Below are 20,030 nucleotides of genomic sequence, written 5' to 3'. Positions count from 1 at the left end.
CGGATGAAGACAACCAAAGTCATGCGTCTCCAGCCGGGACAATATCGCCTGCATCGCTTTCCACCGGTGGCTGAACCGATCAGCCGGGAGCCGGGTCTGCTGGATCTGGATATGGAGGATAACTGGCAGCAGACGCAGTTTGATGTGCAGCAAAAGCTGGAAGAAGGTTTTCAACAGGGTCTTCAGCAAGGTCATTCAGAAGGCTTCAAGCAAGGCCTGGATCAGGGTGTTCAGCAAGGTCTGCTAGAAGGACAGAAAGAAGGGTTTGAAAAAGGCTATGCCAGCGGTGAGCAAACCGGCCGGGCAGCTTTCCTGGCGGCGGCAAAACCGGTAAACGAACTGTTCACCAGCTTGTCCCGGTGGCAGCAGGAAAAAGAACGCGAGCAGCGCCAGTTGATCTGTGAGCTGGTACAGAAGGTTGCCCAGCAGGTCATTCGTGCTGAGCTGACCCTGATGCCGCAACAGATTCTGGCGCTGGTTGAAGAGACGCTGGATGCCCTGCCGGGCAAGACCGAAAAAGTGGTGGTGCACCTCAACCCACAGGATTTGGAGCGCATTACCAATATTCATCCTGACTTGCCGGCTCATTGGAAACTGGTGCCGGACAGCGCGTTGCCGATTGGTGGTTGTCAGCTGGTTACGGATCATGCCGAAGCGGATGCTAGTTGTGATGCACGTCTGGAAGCGTGCATGGAAAATGTCCGTGAGCACTTACTGGATGGTGACGCCCAGACCGTTAAGGACGCGGTGGCTGAGGACATGCTGGTTGAGTAACGTCATGCCGAATCAGATGAGCCGCAGTGGATTGGCTGACAAACTCAGTGATGCGCTGGCGTCTTTGGAGTCAATTCCGGTGGCTCGAGTCACGGGGCGACTGGTCAAAGTCAGCGGTTTGATGCTGCAGGCCGTCGGGTGCCGCTTTAAGCTGGAGCAACGTTGTCTGGTGGAAGCCGATGACGGTGAAATGATTGAAGCGCAGGTGGTCGGTTTTGATCATACGGTCGCATATCTGATGCCTATTCGCCAGTTAGGCGGTCTTTATGCCGGTGCCAAAGTGATCCCACTGGATGGCGACAGCACCGTGCAGATGGGAGAGCACTGGCTAGGCCGGGTGGTTAACGGGCTGGGTGAGCCGCTGGATGATGGGGAGCCGCTGAAAGGGGGAGATCGGGTCGCACTGGATCCCCGCCCGATTAACCCGTTGAAACGCCGTCCGGTTGATACCCCGCTGGATGTAGGGATCCGGGCGATCAACGGCTTGCTGACCCTGGGGAAAGGGCAACGGATCGGTCTGATGGCCGGGAGCGGTGTCGGCAAAAGTGTGCTGATGGGCATGATCACCAAAAATACCACCGCAGATGTGATTGTGGTGGGGTTGATTGGTGAACGGGGACGTGAAGTCCGGGAGTTTATCGAGCGTAATCTGGGTGAAGAAGGCCGTCGTCGGGCTGTCATTGTGGCTGCTCCTGCCGACGAATCACCGCTGATGCGCTTGCGGGCCACGAAACTGTGTCACCGGGTCGCTGAATATTTCCGTGATCAGGGCAAAGATGTTCTGTTGATGATGGATTCGCTCACCCGTTATGCCATGGCACAGCGCGAAATTGCGTTGTCGCTGGGCGAACCGCCGGCGTCCCGTGGTTATCCGCCGTCAGTGTTCAGTCTGTTACCGCAGTTGCTGGAGCGAGCCGGTAACGGTGAACACCCCGATGGCAGCTTAACCGCCATTTACACCGTATTGGCGGAAGGGGACGACCAGCAGGATCCGGTGGTGGATTCTGCCCGTGCCATCCTTGATGGCCATGTTGTGCTGTCTCGCCAGCTGGCGGAGCAAGGCCATTATCCGGCGATTGATATCAATGCTTCAATTAGCCGTTGTATGAGTAGTTGTACTGAGATTTCCCATGTGACCGTAGCCAACCAGTTTCGTCAGCTCAATGCCAGCTATCAGCAGGTCAAAGAGTTGCTGCCACTGGGGGGCTATCAACCCGGCCAGGATCCTGAATTGGATCAGGCGGTCGCGATGCAACCGATGCTGAAAGCGTATCTGCAACAGTCGGTGCAGGAAGTCTCTGACTACCCTGCAAGTCTGTCTCAGTTGGCCCAAATGTTCAGTTCGGCCCAACCGGCAAGCCCGTCTAACGGTTACTGATAAGGTGCTGAGATGAAAGCGAAAGTCAGGGCGGTGGGTAAACTGCAACAAATGGCCGAGCAGCAACGGGATCGTCTGGGGCAGCTGTTTGTTCAGCAGCGGCAGCAGGCTGATTACTTTCAGCAACAGCTGGAAGCGCTGGGTATGTTGAAATCCGGTTGCCAGTGGCAGTCTCATGTTACCCCGCAGGGGGTTAACAGTGCCATGTTGATGAACAGTACCCGAGTACAAGGTCTGCTGGATCGTATGTTGCACCACCATCAGCACGAGCAGGCGCTGATGGAAGCGGAATGTCAGCGTAGCCGTCAGCAGTTGGAAGCCAGTCAGGCAAAAGTGAAAAGCCTGGAAACGTTGCTGGAACGCTGGAAAGCGAAGCAGCAGTACGAGCAGGCACGTCGTGAGCAGAAGCAGGTTGAAGATCTGATCAATGCCCGGTATCGCCGAAAACCCTTATAACCCTCCACCTCGGAATGACCATTCACCTCGGAGGGTTTAGGCTTGTGAGTCACCGCAGCATGACAGCTGACAGCATTAAAGCGCGGCCTGTGCCTGAAGAGGCCGCTCTTGAAGCGAGCAACTTATGAAACGATCTCTTACTGATGCCAATCGTTCCTAAAGCAAGCTGCTCCTGAAGCGAGCAGCTTGCAGAACTGGCCGCGCTAACTGTGTGCCAGCCGCGCTGAGATGATGCCCGGCAGAGCAACCCTTCTTTCAGAAAATGTTTAATCCAAAAGCCTGTTTTACCTGAGTCAGAGTCTGGCTCGATTCCTCTCGGGCTTTTTCTGTCCCGGCTTTCAACACGTCAATCAGGTATTGCTTATCGGCAATCAGCGCCTGCCTTTTCTCACGCATCGGCGCAATCATGGCCTGCAGGCACTCGGTCAGAATAGCTTTGGTTTTGCCATCCCCCAGGCCACCGCGGCGGTAATGCACTTTCAGGCTTTCCACAAAAGCAGGATCCGGATAAAAGGCGTCTAGGTATGTGAACACGACATTGCCTTCAACCTGTCCCGGTGCATCAACGGTCAGGTGGTTCGGATCGGTATACATGGCTTTGACGGCTTTTGCGATGTCGGCATCAGAGGCATCAAGGGTGATGGCATTACCAAGTGATTTCGACATTTTAGCTTTGCCGTCTACACTCGGCAGTCTTGGCATATTACTCAGCATGGGTTGGCACTCCGTGAGGATAGGTTTTCCGGCAAGGCTATTGATCTTCCTGACAATTTCGTTGGTTTGTTCCAGCATCGGCAATTGGTCATCGCCAACCGGGATCTGAGTGGCCTGAAAAGCCGTGATATCGGCTGCCTGACTGATAGGGTAGGTCAGAAAACCGGCCGGAATAGAACGGCCAAACCCTTTGCCCTGAATTTCATTTTTTACCGTCGGATTGCGCTCCAGTCGGGCGATGGTAACCAGATTTGAGTAAAACATGGTGAGTTCGGCCAGGGCAGGTAAACCGGATTGCAGGCAGATAGTCGTTTGTGACGGATCGATACCTGCGGCAAGGTAATCGGCGACCACGTTGAGAATGTTGCCGGCCACTTTCGCCGGGGTGTTCCCGTTATCGGTTAGCCCCTGCATGTCGGCGACCAGTATGGTCTGATCATTATGAGCCTGTAGGGCCACCCGTTGTTGCAGCGAACCGACATAATGGCCAAGGTGTAATTGGCCGGTTGCCCGATCGCCAGTCAGGATCTTATGGCCGACAGACAGAGGCGGTTGCGGGCTCAATGGCTCGTATGCCTGATGAAACGGTTTGGTTGTCGGTGGCAATGCGTTGGATTGGGTCATGAGAAACTCCGGTTAGTTTTGGTGCGCCGGAGACAAGGGGAAACTACGTTTATTCATTAGCCTGCCTGCCGGCGGCTTTGAACAAAAAGTATTCAGCACCGCTCTTAAAAAAGAGAGTGCCACCAAGATGTTGTGTTGAATGCGGTGGTATCCGCGAAGTGATAAACATTTTGCATATGCGACAAGCTAGCATTAAAGCCCATCGAATGAAAGCAAAATGAGCGCCTTAAATTGGCAGAAAATCCGGTTTTGTTTGCGAGGAGGCTATTCTCTGGTCTGCTTGGTGCTTGGTGCTTGGTGCTTGGTGCTTGGTGCTTGGTGCTTGGTGCTTGGTTGTGGTGGCGAAACTGATGGGCCGTTGGCAATGGAAGCTGGGGAAGGATGCAGGTTCACATTGTAAATCTGAAATCTCCGGAAGCGTGTGTGGCCGGTAACATGATCTGATGCTCAAAAAGAAAACCTGGCTATAAATAAATCACTCTCTTAGAGATATCTCACGTTTTGTTGCGCAATTAACCAGATAATAGGGCCGCAAAGCATTATTTAGCCAATACAAAACAAGGATAATAACGATGAAACAAGGAATTTTTGCGTTGACGGCTTTGTCTGTGGCCGTCGCCCTGTCTGGATGCAACAGTGATGATGACGCCGCTGTCGATTTTGGTCAGAAAGCCACAGGCTATTTGCTGGAAGTCGCTCACGAAGCGGAAGGAATCGGCGCGCGTGAAGCGGGTACAGCCAAAGAAACGGAAACCGGAGACTGGATTTACGACAAATTAACTGGCTTTGGCTACGACGTTGAAGTGCAAAGCTTTTCGTATGAAAAAGGCGGCAAGACACTCAACTCGCGCAATTTCATTGTAGAGAAAGCAGGCAAGGTAGATAAAACCATCGTGCTGGCTGCACACTATGACTCAACAGGCGCCGATCACGGCTCGCTGGGTGCGACCGATAACGGGGCCGGTCTGGCGGCCGCTATTGCCATTGCGGAAAAAATTCAGCAGACAGACCTGCCTTTTAATGTCCGCATTTTACTGCCAGGGGCGGAGGAAAATGGCCTGAATGGGTCACTGCATTATGTTCAGGATGCACTGAAAAACGGCAAACTGGATAATGTGATCGGCATGATTAACTATGACACTGTAGGTGGTGGTGACATCGTTTATGTGCACGCCGCGCACTCCGATTACGCCGAGTACCAGTCTAAGTGTGAAAAACTGGGACTGACAGGTGCCAATTACAGTTATCAGCCGTCTTTGCGTGATGCCATGCTTCAGTCATCAATTGATGTGAAAGGAGAAGACGGGAAATACGTTGTGCACCCGGCGTTTCCTGGCTATCCGGAAGGTGAAACTGGCTCATGGTCAGATCATGCGGGTTTTGCCTGTGCTGGTATTCCGATCGCTTATGTTGAAGCGACAAACTTTAATATCAACGGCGAATGGGGATTTGATGGTTACTCACAAACCACTAACCCGGCAGCTTGGGACTGTTATGACGCGGAACAAAAAACTGCCTGCGATCGTGAGACAGAAACGAAGTGGGGAAAAATCTGGCATACCGAATTTGATCGCCTCGATAAGCTGGAAACATTATTCCCTGGGCGCGTTAATCAGCAAGTAAGCGATAATGTCAATATTGTTCTTAACTTATTGACCAGTGATAAATATATTAATGTGAATTAAATAAAGTTTATTTTTATCTGGCTGCATTTGTTTCAAAATATTAATTAATATCGTGATAAGTGCAGCTATTTTCTGCGACCACCACACCACTGTGGTGGTTATTTTTTGTAAGCGGTTGAATGCGGGGAAAAACAGAAGGGAACCCTGTGATGCCTAACATTAGCGGAACATCAAGTTTCAGATTTCGTCAACCACAGAGTGACCTCGGCGGAAACGAAAAACTCACTGTCTGCTAGGCATCAGAAAAGTCAGTTGAACCGGCTGTCAGCGTTGGAAATCACCATTACGCTCAGGCTGATCAACAATCTCTTCAATTCGCACTTTTAAAATACCGCCGCCCGGTTTTGGCCATTCGATCTCATCCCCTTGCGACATCCCCAGCAGGGCGCTGCCGACGGGGGCCAGAATTGAGATGTTTTTGGCGTCTTTCTTCACATCACTTGGGTAAACCAATGTATAACAAAAGGTTTCCTTGGATGAGGCAACAGAAAAACGCACGGTTGAGTTCATGGTCACCACTGTTGGGGGAACTTCTTCCGGGGCGACAATCGTCGCACGATCCAGCTCATCTTCCAGATCCGCCAGTCCTGGCAGATCACTGTTAGCCATTGACTCCAGCAGGTTATCCAGGCGTTCGGCATCCAGAGAGGAAATAATAATATTTGGTTTTAAACTCATTGGTTACTCCTATCAAACAAGGCGCATTTTAGACCCTTAATTAAAGGGATTCAGACTGAACAAATAAAAAGCGCGCAATAAAAAAAGCCAGGTATAGGATTTACCTGACTCAAAAAACTCAAAACCAAAATTGATATAACAATATTGATACTACTCCAAGTCATCCGGGTTGGCAATCCGGAAAAAAATCTCTTCTTAAACGCGGAAAAAACAACCGTTTTTATGAACAAAATAAACATTATTGATAAATAAAATGATGGGTAATGATTAAAAATAATGACGAATGAGTCTCAGGCGAGAGAATGTTTTATAGACAATGAATCTTTCATCCTTTTATGGTGATGAGGTAAACCGCTTGCGCCAGTAAAGCACTGAATTATTGCTTAAGAATCAGCCGCACAAGAACACAAGAACACAAGAACACAAGAACACAAGAAAAGGGAGAGTAAGGTGAACAGGGAATGGGATACGCAGCTTTTAAAAGATTTACCGCATCAACAGCAGTTGGTTGCTTCCTCGGTCGAGGTTTTTGCCTGTCATGAGGATGTGCTGGCTGGCGTGCTGGTGGGATCGCTGGCGGGTGGGACGGGAGACCGGGTGTCCGATGCCGATATTCTGTTTTTTACTCGGAACGGATTTCATCGCCAGACGGCGTCATCTTTTGCTGCGTTTGAAGCCGGAAAAGCCATTTTTTATCGACTGATCGGGGAGCATAACGACAAAGCCTGCTTCAGAAAATACCTGTTCGAAGACCTGACCAGCGCCGAGATTCACTGTGCCGATGTGGCGGAAGCAATTTCTCTGAGCCAGCCTTGCGTGGTGTTGTTTGATAAAGCGGGGGTGGTGAACAGCAAGTTGACGGATGATCCCGCTCCGCAACATGCGACGTTTCCGGTCTATCCGTACGGTGACGAAGGGCTGATGTGGGAACTGCTAACCTGCATGAAATGGCTCAGTCGCGGAGAAGCCAACGCTGCCAAGCAATACCTGAAAAAGCTGGCAGCCGCTCTGCCGGAGCCCGAAGGGCAGGAGGAAAGTCATGACGACAGCTAAACCGGAACGCAAGTCGTTTGACATTATCGGCGCGCCGTTTAATCAGTTGGGTTTTGTACCGACTGATAACAATACGGTACAGCCATTGCGGGAGCCAGATGAGCGCTGCTGGCTGGGGCTGACTGAGTGGATAGCGGTCAGAAATCAGCGTTGGGGCGGTGATATCCGGGATATGGGTGACGTGCTGCCTGATGATCGGATTCGACAGCACCTCCATTACGGGAAGAAGGAGCAGGCTCTGGCGGCCTATTGTCAGTTGCTACACCCGCAGGTTTTGGCAACCTATCAGCAGGGAAGAGTGCCCATTATTCTTGGCGGCGATCACAGTATTACTGTCGGTACGCTGCAGGCGACGCTGGACTATTTCCAACCGCGAAACGAGAGTGTCGCGGTGGTCTGGATTGATACCCATGCTGATTGCAATGATAGCCCGGCCAGTAATCTTCACGGAAAACCGTTGGCAATGCTGATGGGGGAGTACTGTCACAACGGTTGGCAGGTGGCGTCGGACAGCCTACTGAAGCCTGAATCGGTCTATTACGTTGGAGTCAGGGATCTGATGCCAAATGAAGCCGCATTGCTTGAGCGTCACGGAATAACTAACTACAACATGGAATACATCGACCGTCATGGTTTCCGACAGATGCTGAGCACATTAGTTGAGCAATTAGAAACTCACTATGACCGCTTTTTTGTCTCCTTTGATTACGACAGCCTGGACGGTGCGATTTATCGGGCCTGCGCCACCCCGAATGTCGGCGGTTTAACGGCCCGCGAAGCACTGACGCTGGTGCATACGCTGGCAGCCCATCCTAAATTTGTCGGCATGGATTTGGTGGAATATCTGCCGGAAAAAGATGATAACGGCGTGTCTAAGGAGCTGATGATTAAGCTGATTGATGCCGTCTGGGGGTTCAGAATGTAGGGGAGAAGCCGCACCTACATTCTGTTATACCGGGAGTGGCGGAGCGGATTACGCGGCGATGGTGTCTTTACGCATTTGTGCTTGTGCCCGAGTCAGCTTTGGATCGGTTTCCTGCACATGGTTCTGGCATGAAGCCAGGTTGAGGCGGTAGTGAATTAGATCAGATATGAGCCCCAGCTTCAGGCCGTGCTTTTGTGCATAAATTTCGAGGTCCGGGCGTCTGGCCATGGTTCCGTCTTCATTCATGATTTCGACGATGACGCTGGCCGGTTCGTATCCAGCCAGACGTGCCAGATCGCAGCCTGCTTCGGTATGACCGTCACGCTCTAAGACTCCGCCGGGCTTCGCCCGCAGAGGAAAAATGTGCCCGGGCCGGGTTAAATCGGAAGGTATTGCATCCTGGCGAACAGCGGTCTGAATGGTATGTGCCCTGTCAGCGGCTGAAATGCCGGTTGTGACGCCCGATGCGGCTTCAATGGTAATGGTAAAGCCGGTGCCTTGTGGATCAGTGCTGTTGGTCACCATCAGAGGCAAACCTAACTGATCGCAGCGCTCTGGCGTCAATGTCAGGCAAATCAAGCCACAGGCATTACGTGCCATAAAGTTGATGTGGGCGGGGGTGACACACTCGGCGGCCATAACTAGATCACCTTCATTCTCGCGCCCTTCATCGTCCATCAAAATGACCATTTTTCCTTGGCGAATATCTTCAATGATTGCTTCGATACTGCTGATTGCCATGTTGTCTTCCTTCTTACGTTTTGGTGCCTGGCCTAGTGTTTAGTACCTAGTGTTTAGTACCCAGGGTTTAGTACTTAGTGTTTAGTGCCTGGTGTTTAGGCATTGGCCGTGTTTAATCTCGGGTGGTGTTCAGTTGAAACACGAGTTCGCGGTGCCAAAAGGGTGTACCAAACCCACATCGAAATTACCCATATACAGGCCAAACTGGCCGTGGCTTTCTTCATGGATATACCGACTCAGAATCTGGCCGATGGCCGGATAGGTCAGGTGGTGCCAGGGCACCTCATCTTTTGCCATGAAGGCCAACTCGGCGGTTTCATCACCAAACGGTTGTACAAAGCCGTCAAAACGCGCACGGAAAATGATGTAGACCTGATTCATCTGAGGAACGCTGAAAATAGAGTAAGGGCTGAGGAGATCCACTTTCGCCCCGGTTTCTTCCAGTACTTCACGGGCAGCGGCCTGTTCAACGGTCTCGCCGTTCTCCATAAACCCTGCTGGAATGCTCCATTTGCCAGCCATTGGTTCAATGGCTCGTCGTCCCAGCAGAAATTTCCCCTGGTGCTCAATAATACAACCGGCAATGACTGTCGGGTTTTGGTAGATAACATGGCCGCACTGCTGGCAGACCGGCCGTAAATGTGTGTCACCAGGAGGCTGCTGTTGCCTGATCGCGTCAGCGCCACACTGTGAGCAATACCGGATTGTTTTATGCAACATACATCCTCCTGATGATGGTAAGTCCGCCGGGTACTAAGCGCTTACCGCAGGTTCATAGTTATCGATCACTTCTTTGGCCGTACGGAATGCATCAATGGCAGCCGGCACACCACAATAAATGGCCGTTTGCAGCAGAACTTCACGAATTTCTTCTTCTGAGCAACCGTTATTCAGGGCTCCACGAACATGCAGCTTGAGCTCGTGCGGACGATTCAGGGCGGTAATCATCGCCAGGTTGATTAAGCTGCGGGTTTTCAGCGGTAATGTATCTCGGCCCCAGACTTCACCCCAGCAGTAAGTGGTCACCAGCTCCTGCATCGGGCGGGTGAAATCAGTGGCATTGTTGATGGCGTTGTCGACATAGTCGGCGCCAAGTACCTGACGGCGAATGGCCAGTCCTTGTTCGAATTTATCTGTCATGCGGTCATCCTTTTCTTATTGCGTTACTTCTTATCGCATCACTTTCAATGCATCTTTGGAGGGCCGCTTACAGGCCACCCATCAGCACGTATTTGGTTTCAAGGTAATCTTCAATGCCTTGACGGGCCCCTTCGCGGCCTAACCCAGACTCTTTCACTCCGCCGAACGGTGCGACTTCCGTGGAGATCAGCCCTTCGTTAATCCCAACCATGCCGGATTCCAGTGCTTCACTGACATACCAGGCCCGTTTGAGTGAACGGGTATAAGCGTAAGCGGCCAGCCCGGAATCTGTGTTGTTCGCACGGGCGATGACTTCATCATCTGAGCTAAAGCGGAAAATGGCAGCCAACGGACCAAAGGTTTCCTCATGTGCGACGCGCATATCGTCAGTGACATTGGTCAGGATGTGTGGCGGAAAGAATCCTGATCCCGCAAGAGGGGTCTGTCCAAAGCGCTTGGTTGCTCCTTTGGCCAATGCATCATCAATATGGCTTTGTACTTTTGCTACCGCGGAGGCATTGATCAATGGCCCGATGGTTGCACCGGGTTCGAAGCCGTCGGCGACCTTCAGGGCTGCCACGCGCTCAATCAGCTTGTCGACAAAAGCGTCGTAGACGGCATCGTGGACATACAGGCGGTTGGCGCACACGCAGGTTTGTCCGGCATTGCGGAATTTGGCTACCATGACACCGTCAATCGCAGCGTCAAGATCAGCATCATCGAACACAATAAACGGCGCGTTTCCGCCCAGCTCTAGTGAAAGTTTTTTCACGGAGTGAGATGATTGCTCCATCAGCAGTTTGCCAATAGCGGTTGAACCGGTGAATGAAATCTTCTTCACCGTTTTACTACGGGTAAGGGCTCCACCAATGGCGACAGCATCTCCGGTTAATACACTAAACAGCCCGGCCGGAATGCCAGCCCGTTCTGCCAGAAGTGCCAGCGCCAAAGCTGTCAATGGGGTTTCCGGGGCTGGTTTCAGCACCACAGCACATCCTGCGGCAAAGGCCGGACCGCATTTGCGGGTGATCATTGCTGCAGGAAAGTTCCAAGGCGTAATCGCCCCAACGACGCCAATCGGTTCACGGCTAACCACGATGCGTGCGTCCGGTTTGTGGCTGGGAATGACTTCGCCATAAGTACGTTTGGCCTCTTCGGCAAACCATTCAATAAAGCTGGCGGCATAAGCAATTTCGCCTTTGGCCTCGGCCAGTGGTTTACCTTGCTCCGTCGTCAGGATCGTGGCCAGATCATCGGTATTATCGAGGATTAACTGATACCAGTTTCTCAACACTGCCGAGCGAGCTTTCGCCGTCAGCGTTTTCCAGGCTTTCTGCGCCTGTTCGGCGGCTTCGATTGCAGTCAGGGTTTCAGCTTCGCCAAGGGAAGGGACGTGCGCAATCACTTCGCCGTTGGCCGGATTCGTGACCGGCAGAGCGGCGCCATCGGCGGCATTTACCCATTGTCCGGCAATGTAACAATGTGTCTGGAACAAGCTTGAATCATGTAGTTTCACGGTGGTCATCCTTTTCAACGTGCTTGAGTAATTAGCCCATTACAGGCAGCGATCCCATTTTGCTGCGACAGTACAACAGCGGTGACACGGTGTTGGTATCCGCCAGCTCGGCGTGGAGAATCTGTCCAACTAGAATGGCGTGATCGCCGCCGGGATAGTCATTCCACAGTTCGCATTCCATGACCGCGAGTGCCCCCTGAATGACTGGCAGGCCATTGGCGCTTTTCACGATGTCGAGCCCTTGCGACTTATCGATGCCTTTTTTGGCAAACTGGTAGGCAATGGCTTGTTGATCATCGGCCAGAATGTGGATGGCAAACTTTTGGGTGTCTTTGATCACCGGGTATGAATCTGAGTTGTAACTCGGGCACACCAGCACTAGGGCCGGGTCCATCGACAATGCGCTGAACGCACTGGCGGTAAAGCCCACGACATCACCCAGATCGTTATACGCGGTGATGACAGTGACGCCGGTAGGGAATTGCCCCATGATGTTTTTGTACAGATCCGGAGAAACGGCGGTGGTCGCTTGTTCAATAGACATGTTGAGTCCCTTCTTAACGCATAATAAACGGGTCAGCCATCGGTTCGGATGAGGTGTTAATCCACACCGTTTTGAGCTGGGTAAAGTCATTAATGGCATCGCTGCCACACTCCCGGCCATAGCCGCTCTGGCCATAACCGCCAATCGGGGCGGCCGCCGAAACGGCACGATAGGTATTGACCCACACAATGCCTGAACGAATCCCCTTGATCATGCGATGTGCTTTGGCCAGATTCTGCGTCCAGATACCAGCGGCCAAACCGTATTGGGTATCGTTCGCCAGCGCCAGTGCTTCGGCTTCATCGGCAAACGGAATGACGGTGGCGACCGGGCCGAAAATTTCTTCCTGCACGACAGTGTCGCTATGGCGGGTGCATTCCAGAATGGTTGGGGTGTAATACCAGCCTGCGGCGAGATCGGCACGTTTACCGCCGGTTCTCAATCGAGCCCCTTCTGTTAACGCGATATCGACGTATTTCTCAACGGTTTCCAGCTGTGCTTTCGTGGCCATCGGCCCCATTTCCGTCTCAGGCTGAGTCGGGTCACCGATGACGATACGTTCCGCCCGGGCAGCCAGCTTGCTGACGAACTCGTCGTAGATATCCTGTTGTACCAGCAGGCGTGAGCCTGACACACAGCTTTGCCCTGCGGCCGCGAAAATTCCGGCAACGGCTCCGTTGACCGCACTGTCTATATCCGCATCACTGAAAATGATATTGGGGGATTTTCCGCCCAGCTCCAGCGAGAGTTTGGCGTAGTTTTCAGCCGAGTTACGAATCACATGCCGGGCACTTTCACCGCCGCCGGTGAAAGCCACTTTGCGTACTAATGGGTGACGGGTCAGTGCGTCGCCGCACGGCAGGCCGTAACCGGTGATCACATTGACAGCGCCTGCCGGGAAACCGGCTTCCATTACCAGACGTCCCAGTTCCAGCAAGGTGGCAGATGCGTGTTCTGATGGCTTGAGTACCACAGTGTTACCGGCAGCCAGTGCCGGGGCGATCTTGATAGCGGTCAGATACAACGGTGAATTCCAGGGAATGATACCGGCGATTACCCCGAGCGGTTCACGAACGGTGTAGGCGAACATGTCGGGTTTATCCAGTGCCAGCGTTTCCCCTTCGGTTTTGTCAGCCAGTCCGGCGAAGTAGTAGAAAAACTCCGGTAAGTAACGGACCTGAGCAAGGGTCTCCCGGATCAGCTTGCCGTTATCACGGCTTTCCAGCTCGGCCAGTTGCGAGGTGTTGTCTGCAATAAGATCACCCAGGCGGCGCAGCAGTTTTCCGCGCTGTGCCGCAGTGGTCGATGCCCACGCCGCAGACAGAAAAGTGTTATGCGCCGATTGAACCGCACGATCCACATCCTGCTCATCAGCAAACGGGAAGGTAGCCCACGGCTGTTCAGTGGCCGGGTTGTAGCTGTCAAAGGTCTTGCCGCTCTGAGCGGGTACCCATTGCCCGTCGATCAGCATCTGAAATTTCTCAAGCGCCATGAACGACCTCCTGTAGTGTCACTTGCTCACGCTGGCGGGTTAAGAACGACATCAACATGTCGTTGATCATCTGTGGAGATTCCACAGGCATCATGTGTCGCTGACCATCTAAAATCACAACGTCTGCGTTTGGCAGATAACTGGCCAGCATTTTTGCCATACGGGGTGTCGAACCGACATCTTGTTCCCCGGTGGCAACCAACACTGGAATGTGCAGTGATTTAAGACGCTCACGTCCATAATTATCATGTTGCCCGAATAACTGATAGGTCTGTAAGTAACCCGTCGGGCTGTTAGTGATAATGCGCTTTTTAAAGGCGGCAATCTGTGCCGGGCTAGCGCCGCGGTACTCTTTGCTGAACCAGCGCTCAATCGCAGCCTCAACGTTGGCACCCGGTCCTTTTGCTTTCACTTCGTCACAGCGGGACAACACGTTATTCCGTTGTTGCTCGGTACGGTCAAAGACGCTGTTTAAAATCACCATTCTGTCGATACGGTGGGGGTATTTCAGGGCAAAAGCTCTGGCGACCAGCCCACCCATCGAAAAGCCCACCACAGTGACAGGCTTGTTCAATGCCAGAGTACTGATCAGGCGTTCCAGTTGATCGGCATAATCCTCAATACAGGCAGCGTCGGGTGGCTCCGGGCTGTCACCGTGTCCGAGCATGTCGTACCCAATCAGATGAAAGTGCTGTTTCAGCCCGGCGATCTGACCGCCCCACATGGATTTATCCAGTCCTACACCATGTATGAAGATAACGGTGTCGCCATCTCCACATGAAAAGTAGCTGGTTCCATCAACTAATTTCATGCTTTCCATAGGCATCCTTATTGCTGTTCACGAGCGGCTTTTTCTTGTGCCAGCTCTTCAAGGTCAATGTATCGGTTGCCAATTCGGGGATGCACGCGGCCGCCGTCAGATGCACCCAGCACCACCACAATTTCATTTGCTGCCGGTGCATCTTCGATCTTCATTTCCAGGGTGATGTAGTGAGAGCGCATGCCTTCGTCATCTTTGTGCATCATCGGAATCTGGATGGACGTTCCCGCCGAACCGCGTTTGTTGGTAAAGCTCAGGTAGCTTTTGGCATTCACAGCTTCGCGATAGTGGTTGCCAAAACGCAGGGTGTGGATGACCGCTGATGCGTGTTCAATCTCACCCTCAACGCCGACAACTGCCGCTTTGCCATAGGCCTCAATGTTTTCACTGCCGCCCATGACGGCGCATAACTTATCGACAATCAAGGCCCCCAGTTCTGAACAGCCATCAATGATTTCCGGACGCAGGTTTTCAACAAATCCTTTTCCGTGCCAAGGGTTTTCAATAACGACGGCAACGCCAGCCATTGTGATCGGTCTTTCCCCAGCTTTACCGCCTTCGATATGGGTTTCTTCGATATAGGTGCACACCTTTCTGATGTTAAAAGCCATTGCCGTTTTCCTCTTTGGTTAGGTCATTGCGAGAACCTGCTCCCGCTTGTTGTATTATGGTATACCAAACTTAGAGGTCAAAAAGAAAGCGTTATTAAACCATGAACTGCGGCTCTGGTTGATGTAGATTTGCAATTTATCATTAAAAATCAATTGTTTATGTTGTTGCGTTCTGTGTCTTAAGATATTTACTAAATTATCAAAAAGTGATCAATGATCACAAAATGTTAAAAAAGATAATCTATTGAAGTGTTCGTTTTTATTATTGTTATTTAAATTAATCTCAATAAAAACAATAGTTTGATAGTCTTTTGTGTGTTAAGTGTTTGTTAATTGTATGCCTTGAAGCATGGTTTTTTGGTGTTATGGTATACCAAGAAACACATTAAAATATTCACCGCAGATGCTGGTGAGATAACAAGGGGTGTCCAAAGTTGAAGTGGCCACAGGGTTACTGCAGTTCGGCTAAGGCACAATTAACAGCGTGATATGGAGCAATCCGGCATGATTTCCAATAACAACATGGTTAACAGGAAAGGGATATTTCGAGGGGTTAACCAGACCATGACCATAGCCTCTCTGGCTATGGTGTCAGCATTTGTGCTTTTTTCCGTTCTGCAGATCGATCTGGCAAACACGGTCTACAACGGGGTTAAGCAGTGGATTACCGCTAACTTTGGCTGGTATTACATTGCCGCCGTTGCCGTTATTTTTGTTTTTTCGGTCTGGGTAACTTTCAGTAAATTCGGGGACGTTCGGTTAGGAAAAGATACCGATCGCCCGGAATTCAATAACTTCACCTGGTTTGCCATGCTGTTCAGTGCGGCCGTGGGGACGGGGCTGATGTTCTGGAGCATCGCTGAGCCACTGACTTATCTTCAGGGAAATCCCTTTGCTGAAATGGCGCAGGTTGCACCCGGAACGCAGGAAGCTGCGCAAATCGCCATGCGAATCACCATTTTTCACTGGGGATTCAACGCCTGGAGCGTCTATGTACTGGTCGGGTTGATTCTCGCTTATTTTGCGTACCGTAAAGGGTTGCCGCTGACCATCCGTTCTGCGTTATACCCCATTCTTGGCAAACGTATTTACGGGCCAATTGGGCATGCTGTTGATCTACTGGCTATTTTCAGCACTTTGTTTGGTACGGCGACAACCCTGGGGCTGGGGGTTTCTCAAATGAACGCCGGGCTTAACTACCTGTTCGGTATCGAGATTAACTCCGTAAATCAGCTGATTCTGATTGTCGTGGTGGGTTCGGTCGCTACGTTCTCTGCGGTCTCTGGTCTGCAAAAAGGCATTAAGCTGCTCAGCCAGTGGAATGTGCGCATCAGCTCAATCCTGTTTCTGTTCTTTGTGATTGCCGGTCCAACGGCGTACTTATTTGGCGCATTCTTTACCAACTTGGGGGATTACCTGGCGAACTTCGTATCTATGTCGCTGTGGGTTGATCCTCAACCTGAACGTCAGTGGCAGGGCTGGTGGACGATTTTCTACTGGGCATGGTGGCTGAGCTGGGGCCCATATGTGGGGATTTTCATTGCCCGTATTTCGAAAGGGCGCACCATCCGCGAACTGATGCTGGGCGGCATCGTGAGCAGCACCCTGGGTGCCTTCACCTGGATCACTATTATGGGCGGGACAGCCAGCTTTATCGAACTGCATGGCGTGGGCGGTCTGACTGATGTCGTGAATGAAAACCTGACCATGGTTTTGTACAGCACCATCGAAGCCATTAATGTGCACTGGCTGACTTGGCCAATGGCTGCTCTGGCAACCTTGATGATTATCTCCTGGTTCGTTACTTCCGCTGATTCGGCCACGCTGGTGATTTGCACCATTCTGTCGATGGGGGATGACCATCCGCCAATTCGCATGCGCGTGGTATGGGGAGCAGGTTTAGGTGTGGTAGCCGGTATTCTGTTGATGGCTGGCGGTTTACAAGGGCTTCAGGCTGCTTCAATCGCCGCGGCACTCCCTTTTTCCCTGGTATTGATCGTCATGGGGTATTGCCTGATGAAAGATTTGTATACCAGCACTGAATACCAGGCATCACCAAGCCAAGACCCGGCACCCAAAGTGAACAAATTTAAGCCCGCCCCGGCACTTTCTAAGTAATCAGGGCAATCCAATGGCGGGCTATCAATCACAAGACAAGCCCAAGCAAACAAAACGACAAGAAAGGAAACTTGACATGAAATTCTCCTTATTCCTTCACATGGAACGCTACGATGAGAGCAAAACTCACCAGCAGTCACTGGCTGAACTGACGGAGCTTGTGCAAATTGCTGAGCAAGGTGGTTTTGAAATGGCCTGGATTGGTGAACACCATGCTATGGAGTTTACCATTGCCCCGAACCCGCTTAATTTCATTGCTTATCTGGCGGATAAAACGAGCACTATTCGCTTAGGCGCAGGAACGTTTATCGCTCCGTTCTGGCATCCGGTGAAGCTGGCTGGTGAAGCGGCGCTGGCCGACATCATGTGTAACGGACGCCTGGAATTCGGGATTGCCCGTGGCGCGTATCAGGCAGAATTTGATCGGGTCATGAATGGAATGCCATCTGCAGATGGCGGCAAATACCTGCGTGAAATGGTGCCTGCGCTGCAGAAGTTATGGGCGGGTGATTATGCCCATGACGGTGAGCTGTTCCAGTTCCCAACCACGACCAGCGTGCCTAAGCCGCTTCAGCAGCCGCATCCGCCAATGTGGATTGCGGCCCGGGATCCGGATTCGCACAATTTTGCCGTCAGCGCCGGCTGCAATGTCATGGTGACTCCGCTGCAAAAAGATGATGAAGAAGTTCAGGATCTGATGCACAAATTCAATGACGCGATTGCGAACAATCCGCAGGTGAGTCGTCCCGATATCATGCTGCTTCGCCATACGTTCGTCGGCGAAAATGAGCAGGAGTTGCAAGCGGGGACAGACGCTCTGCATCACTGGTATGCCATGTTCATGGCCTGGGCGAAAAACACACAGACCCCAGACAATGGGTTTGTAAACCGCTTGAGCACGGAAGATCTCGGCGAGAGCTTTAGCCCGTCGGCATTGCGTAACAACCTGGCTGTGGGCACCCCGGACGAGGTCATCGCGCGTTTGAAATACTACGAGTCGCTGGGGGTAAGCCAGTACAGCTACTGGGCTGATAACAGTTTAAGTTTTGAGGAGAAGAAAAAGTCCCTGCAGTTGTTCATCGAAAAGGTAATGCCTGCCTTTCAGTAAACGGTTTGACTGACAGTTTCTTTCTGCCTTGCCCCACTGCCTGGTGGGGCTTTTTTGACGACTTTATTTTGACCCGCTTGTTTACCGAATCATTCATTCAGGCATTAACCCAAGTGGTTCACTCAGCAAGCACCTCAACACTTAACTTAACAAATCACTCGACAGCAACCCAAAGCGGTTAGGAGGAATCATGAAAGGGTATTGGATCGCTCATGTCACCGTTCATCATCCTGAAAAATATCGTTCTTATACCGACCTGGCACCGGCGGCATTTCAGCAATTTAATGGCCAGTTACTGGCCCGCGGCGGACGTTTTACGCAGTTGGAAGGAAACGAGCATCAACGGAATGTCATCATTGAATTCCCGTCGTTTGAACAGGCGCTGAACTGCTACCATTCCGACAGCTATCAGAAGGCCAAAGTACACCGGGCTGGCATCGCCACGGCACAAGTTGTCATTGTCGAAGGTGTATAATCAAAGTGTTATGTGTGGAAAAGGCCATTCCTAGCACAAAAATTACCTTAAATCGTTATTTGCTATCACTTATAATGAGCCCCGCCCACACTAAATATATGGATGCATGGTGCTGCAGTTTACTTCGGTCTATGTCATCCCACGACCAGTAGGATATCAAGATGATCAGGCAACCCACGCAACTAATGAAGATAGAAAACAGTCGGATTCCGTTGCGCGAGAAAGTGCTGGCAACCTTACGCAGTGCCATTATGAATTTTCAGCTTCTTCCCGGAGATCGCCTGGTTGAACGGGATCTCTGTGACATGCTGGGAGTCAGCCGGACGTCGGTACGTGAAGCACTGCGCCACCTCGAATCCGAAGGGCTGGTTGATTACCTGGAAAACAAAGGGCCGATTGTTACCAAGTTAACGCTGGAAACCGCGAAAGAGATTTACGAGCTGCGAGCCAGCTTAGAAAGCCTGATTGTTCAGCTGTACACCATCAATGCGTCTGACAAGCACCTGCAGATGCTGGAAACCACACTTCATCTGCTGACGCGCCGCCTGACACAGGGGAATGTTTCCAACATCCTCGACAGCGTCAATGATTTTTACGAGCTGCTGTATGAAGGGTGCGGTAACCAGACGGCGGCGAAACTGCTGCGCCAGCAACAGGCGCGTATCAACCTGCTGCGTGCCACATCGATTTCCCAGGAAAATCGATACATGGAGAGTATTGAAGAGATGAGCGCGATCGTTGATGCCATTGTGCAGCGTGATGTTGCCGCGGCACACCGAGCCTGCGTAAAACATATTCAGCGCGCCTCGGAAGTGGCGTTGACGGCGATGGCGGCAAAGGAAGGCGTGTCTGTTGTCCCGACAATTTTTGTCAGTGAGCAGTTGCTGATCAGTGCTTAACGGTTGTTTCTTTCCGGGTAGCTCAGATTCACTTAAGGCTCAAAAATCGAGCCTACAAGTCGCAATGTTGCTGAAAAGCAAGCGAATTCCAGTCGCGCGGCAACGCACGGCGTGATGTGTTGGTCGTTCACGTTTTTGGGTTTTACTCGCTCGTCCCGCTTTGCAACGTTTGGCGGCTGTTATATCCTTTCCGCAGGCGCCACCTGCGCCACCGGCTCGCGGAAAGGATGAAATCCAAGGTAACTTTAACTGAGAGCGGCAGATTGTGCCGCTGCCTAC

Annotated in this window: 19 protein-coding genes and 1 pseudogene; 10 read left to right on the top strand and 10 right to left on the bottom strand. The window is 51.7% G+C overall.

Going from position 1 to position 20,030, the window contains the following annotated elements; all coding sequences use genetic code 11:
• The first annotated feature begins 3 nt into the window (after positions 1-3).
• The 3 genes from fliH to fliJ are packed head-to-tail and all read left to right on the top strand — an operon-like array spanning position 4 to position 2,608.
• Complete coding sequence (gene fliH, locus PGW97_RS23690) at positions 4-774, top strand: flagellar assembly protein FliH (RefSeq protein WP_273860018.1); 771 nt, start codon at positions 4-6, stop codon at positions 772-774.
• A 4-nt stretch (positions 775-778) separates the two neighbouring features.
• Positions 779-2,152 (top strand): flagellar protein export ATPase FliI, encoded by a 1,374-nt coding sequence (gene fliI, locus PGW97_RS23685; RefSeq protein WP_443147145.1) that lies wholly within the window; start codon positions 779-781, stop codon positions 2,150-2,152.
• Between the two features lie 12 nt (positions 2,153-2,164).
• Complete coding sequence (fliJ, locus tag PGW97_RS23680; protein WP_273860017.1) at positions 2,165-2,608, top strand: flagellar export protein FliJ; 444 nt, start codon at positions 2,165-2,167, stop codon at positions 2,606-2,608.
• A gap of 255 nt (positions 2,609-2,863) precedes the next feature.
• Here the strand turns inward: fliJ and trpS are convergent, their stop codons facing one another.
• A complete protein-coding gene (trpS, locus tag PGW97_RS23675; protein WP_273860016.1) occupies positions 2,864-3,946 on the bottom strand; it encodes a tryptophan--tRNA ligase in 1,083 nt (360 codons plus the stop codon).
• A gap of 572 nt (positions 3,947-4,518) precedes the next feature.
• On the opposite strand from trpS, the gene PGW97_RS23670 reads away from it, so the two are divergent.
• Positions 4,519-5,631 carry a M28 family metallopeptidase gene (locus PGW97_RS23670; protein WP_217391820.1) on the top strand — a complete coding sequence of 371 codons (1,113 nt, stop codon included), beginning with the start codon at positions 4,519-4,521 and terminating at the stop codon, positions 5,629-5,631.
• 264 nt (positions 5,632-5,895) lie between these two features.
• Here the strand turns inward: PGW97_RS23670 and rnk are convergent, their stop codons facing one another.
• Positions 5,896-6,309: a nucleoside diphosphate kinase regulator gene (gene rnk, locus PGW97_RS23665; protein WP_047885104.1), complete on the bottom strand. Its 414-nt coding sequence runs from the start codon at positions 6,307-6,309 to the stop codon at positions 5,896-5,898.
• Positions 6,310-6,759: 450 nt separating this feature from the next.
• On the opposite strand from rnk, the gene PGW97_RS23660 reads away from it, so the two are divergent.
• Positions 6,760-7,362: a hypothetical protein gene (locus PGW97_RS23660; RefSeq protein WP_273860015.1), complete on the top strand. Its 603-nt coding sequence runs from the start codon at positions 6,760-6,762 to the stop codon at positions 7,360-7,362.
• Complete coding sequence (locus PGW97_RS23655; RefSeq protein ID WP_273860014.1) at positions 7,349-8,287, top strand: arginase family protein; 939 nt, start codon at positions 7,349-7,351, stop codon at positions 8,285-8,287. The genes PGW97_RS23660 and PGW97_RS23655 overlap by 14 nt, the downstream gene beginning before the upstream one ends.
• A gap of 108 nt (positions 8,288-8,395) precedes the next feature.
• Here PGW97_RS23655 and ribB read toward each other — a convergent pair.
• The 8 genes and pseudogenes from ribB to PGW97_RS23615 form a co-directional block, all read right to left on the bottom strand.
• Positions 8,396-9,028 (bottom strand): annotated as a pseudogene (gene ribB, locus PGW97_RS23650) (3,4-dihydroxy-2-butanone-4-phosphate synthase); the annotation flags it as partial.
• Between the two features lie 129 nt (positions 9,029-9,157).
• A complete protein-coding gene (locus PGW97_RS23645) occupies positions 9,158-9,748 on the bottom strand; it encodes an NUDIX hydrolase (RefSeq protein ID WP_047885107.1) in 591 nt (196 codons plus the stop codon).
• Between the two features lie 33 nt (positions 9,749-9,781).
• The gene (pcaC, locus tag PGW97_RS23640; RefSeq protein ID WP_273860013.1) at positions 9,782-10,168 is read right to left on the bottom strand and encodes a 4-carboxymuconolactone decarboxylase; all 387 of its coding nucleotides are present in this window, start codon (positions 10,166-10,168) and stop codon (positions 9,782-9,784) included.
• 67 nt (positions 10,169-10,235) lie between these two features.
• On the bottom strand, positions 10,236-11,693 hold the full coding sequence (locus PGW97_RS23635; protein WP_273860012.1) for an NAD-dependent succinate-semialdehyde dehydrogenase: 1,458 nt from the start codon (positions 11,691-11,693) through the stop codon (positions 10,236-10,238).
• Positions 11,694-11,715: 22 nt separating this feature from the next.
• The gene (locus PGW97_RS23630; RefSeq protein ID WP_273860011.1) at positions 11,716-12,228 is read right to left on the bottom strand and encodes a flavin reductase family protein; all 513 of its coding nucleotides are present in this window, start codon (positions 12,226-12,228) and stop codon (positions 11,716-11,718) included.
• 13 nt (positions 12,229-12,241) lie between these two features.
• Entirely contained in the window at positions 12,242-13,720 is a 1,479-nt protein-coding gene (locus PGW97_RS23625; protein WP_273860010.1) for an aldehyde dehydrogenase, read from the bottom strand.
• The gene (locus tag PGW97_RS23620) at positions 13,710-14,540 is read right to left on the bottom strand and encodes an alpha/beta fold hydrolase (protein WP_273860009.1); all 831 of its coding nucleotides are present in this window, start codon (positions 14,538-14,540) and stop codon (positions 13,710-13,712) included. Before PGW97_RS23620 ends, PGW97_RS23625 begins: the two co-directional genes overlap by 11 nt.
• 8 nt (positions 14,541-14,548) lie before the next feature.
• Complete coding sequence (locus tag PGW97_RS23615) at positions 14,549-15,151, bottom strand: amino acid synthesis family protein (protein ID WP_217393998.1); 603 nt, start codon at positions 15,149-15,151, stop codon at positions 14,549-14,551.
• A 504-nt stretch (positions 15,152-15,655) separates the two neighbouring features.
• On the opposite strand from PGW97_RS23615, the gene PGW97_RS23610 reads away from it, so the two are divergent.
• The 4 genes from PGW97_RS23610 (at position 15,656) to PGW97_RS23595 (ending at position 19,751) form a co-directional block, all read left to right on the top strand.
• Entirely contained in the window at positions 15,656-17,269 is a 1,614-nt protein-coding gene (locus tag PGW97_RS23610) for a BCCT family transporter (protein ID WP_047885114.1), read from the top strand.
• A gap of 76 nt (positions 17,270-17,345) precedes the next feature.
• The gene (locus tag PGW97_RS23605) at positions 17,346-18,377 is read left to right on the top strand and encodes an LLM class flavin-dependent oxidoreductase (RefSeq protein ID WP_047885115.1); all 1,032 of its coding nucleotides are present in this window, start codon (positions 17,346-17,348) and stop codon (positions 18,375-18,377) included.
• 190 nt (positions 18,378-18,567) lie between these two features.
• On the top strand, positions 18,568-18,852 hold the full coding sequence (locus tag PGW97_RS23600) for a DUF1330 domain-containing protein (RefSeq protein WP_047885116.1): 285 nt from the start codon (positions 18,568-18,570) through the stop codon (positions 18,850-18,852).
• A gap of 161 nt (positions 18,853-19,013) precedes the next feature.
• Entirely contained in the window at positions 19,014-19,751 is a 738-nt protein-coding gene (locus PGW97_RS23595) for a GntR family transcriptional regulator (protein ID WP_217393044.1), read from the top strand.
• The last annotated feature ends 279 nt before the right edge of the window (positions 19,752-20,030 follow it).

It is taken from the genome of Photobacterium sp. GSS17, from assembly GCF_028621875.1.
Lineage (GTDB): Bacteria > Pseudomonadota > Gammaproteobacteria > Enterobacterales > Vibrionaceae > Photobacterium > Photobacterium ganghwense.
The sequence above is the reverse complement of the archived record's forward strand: the minus strand, read 5'-3'. Positions and strand labels throughout refer to the sequence as shown.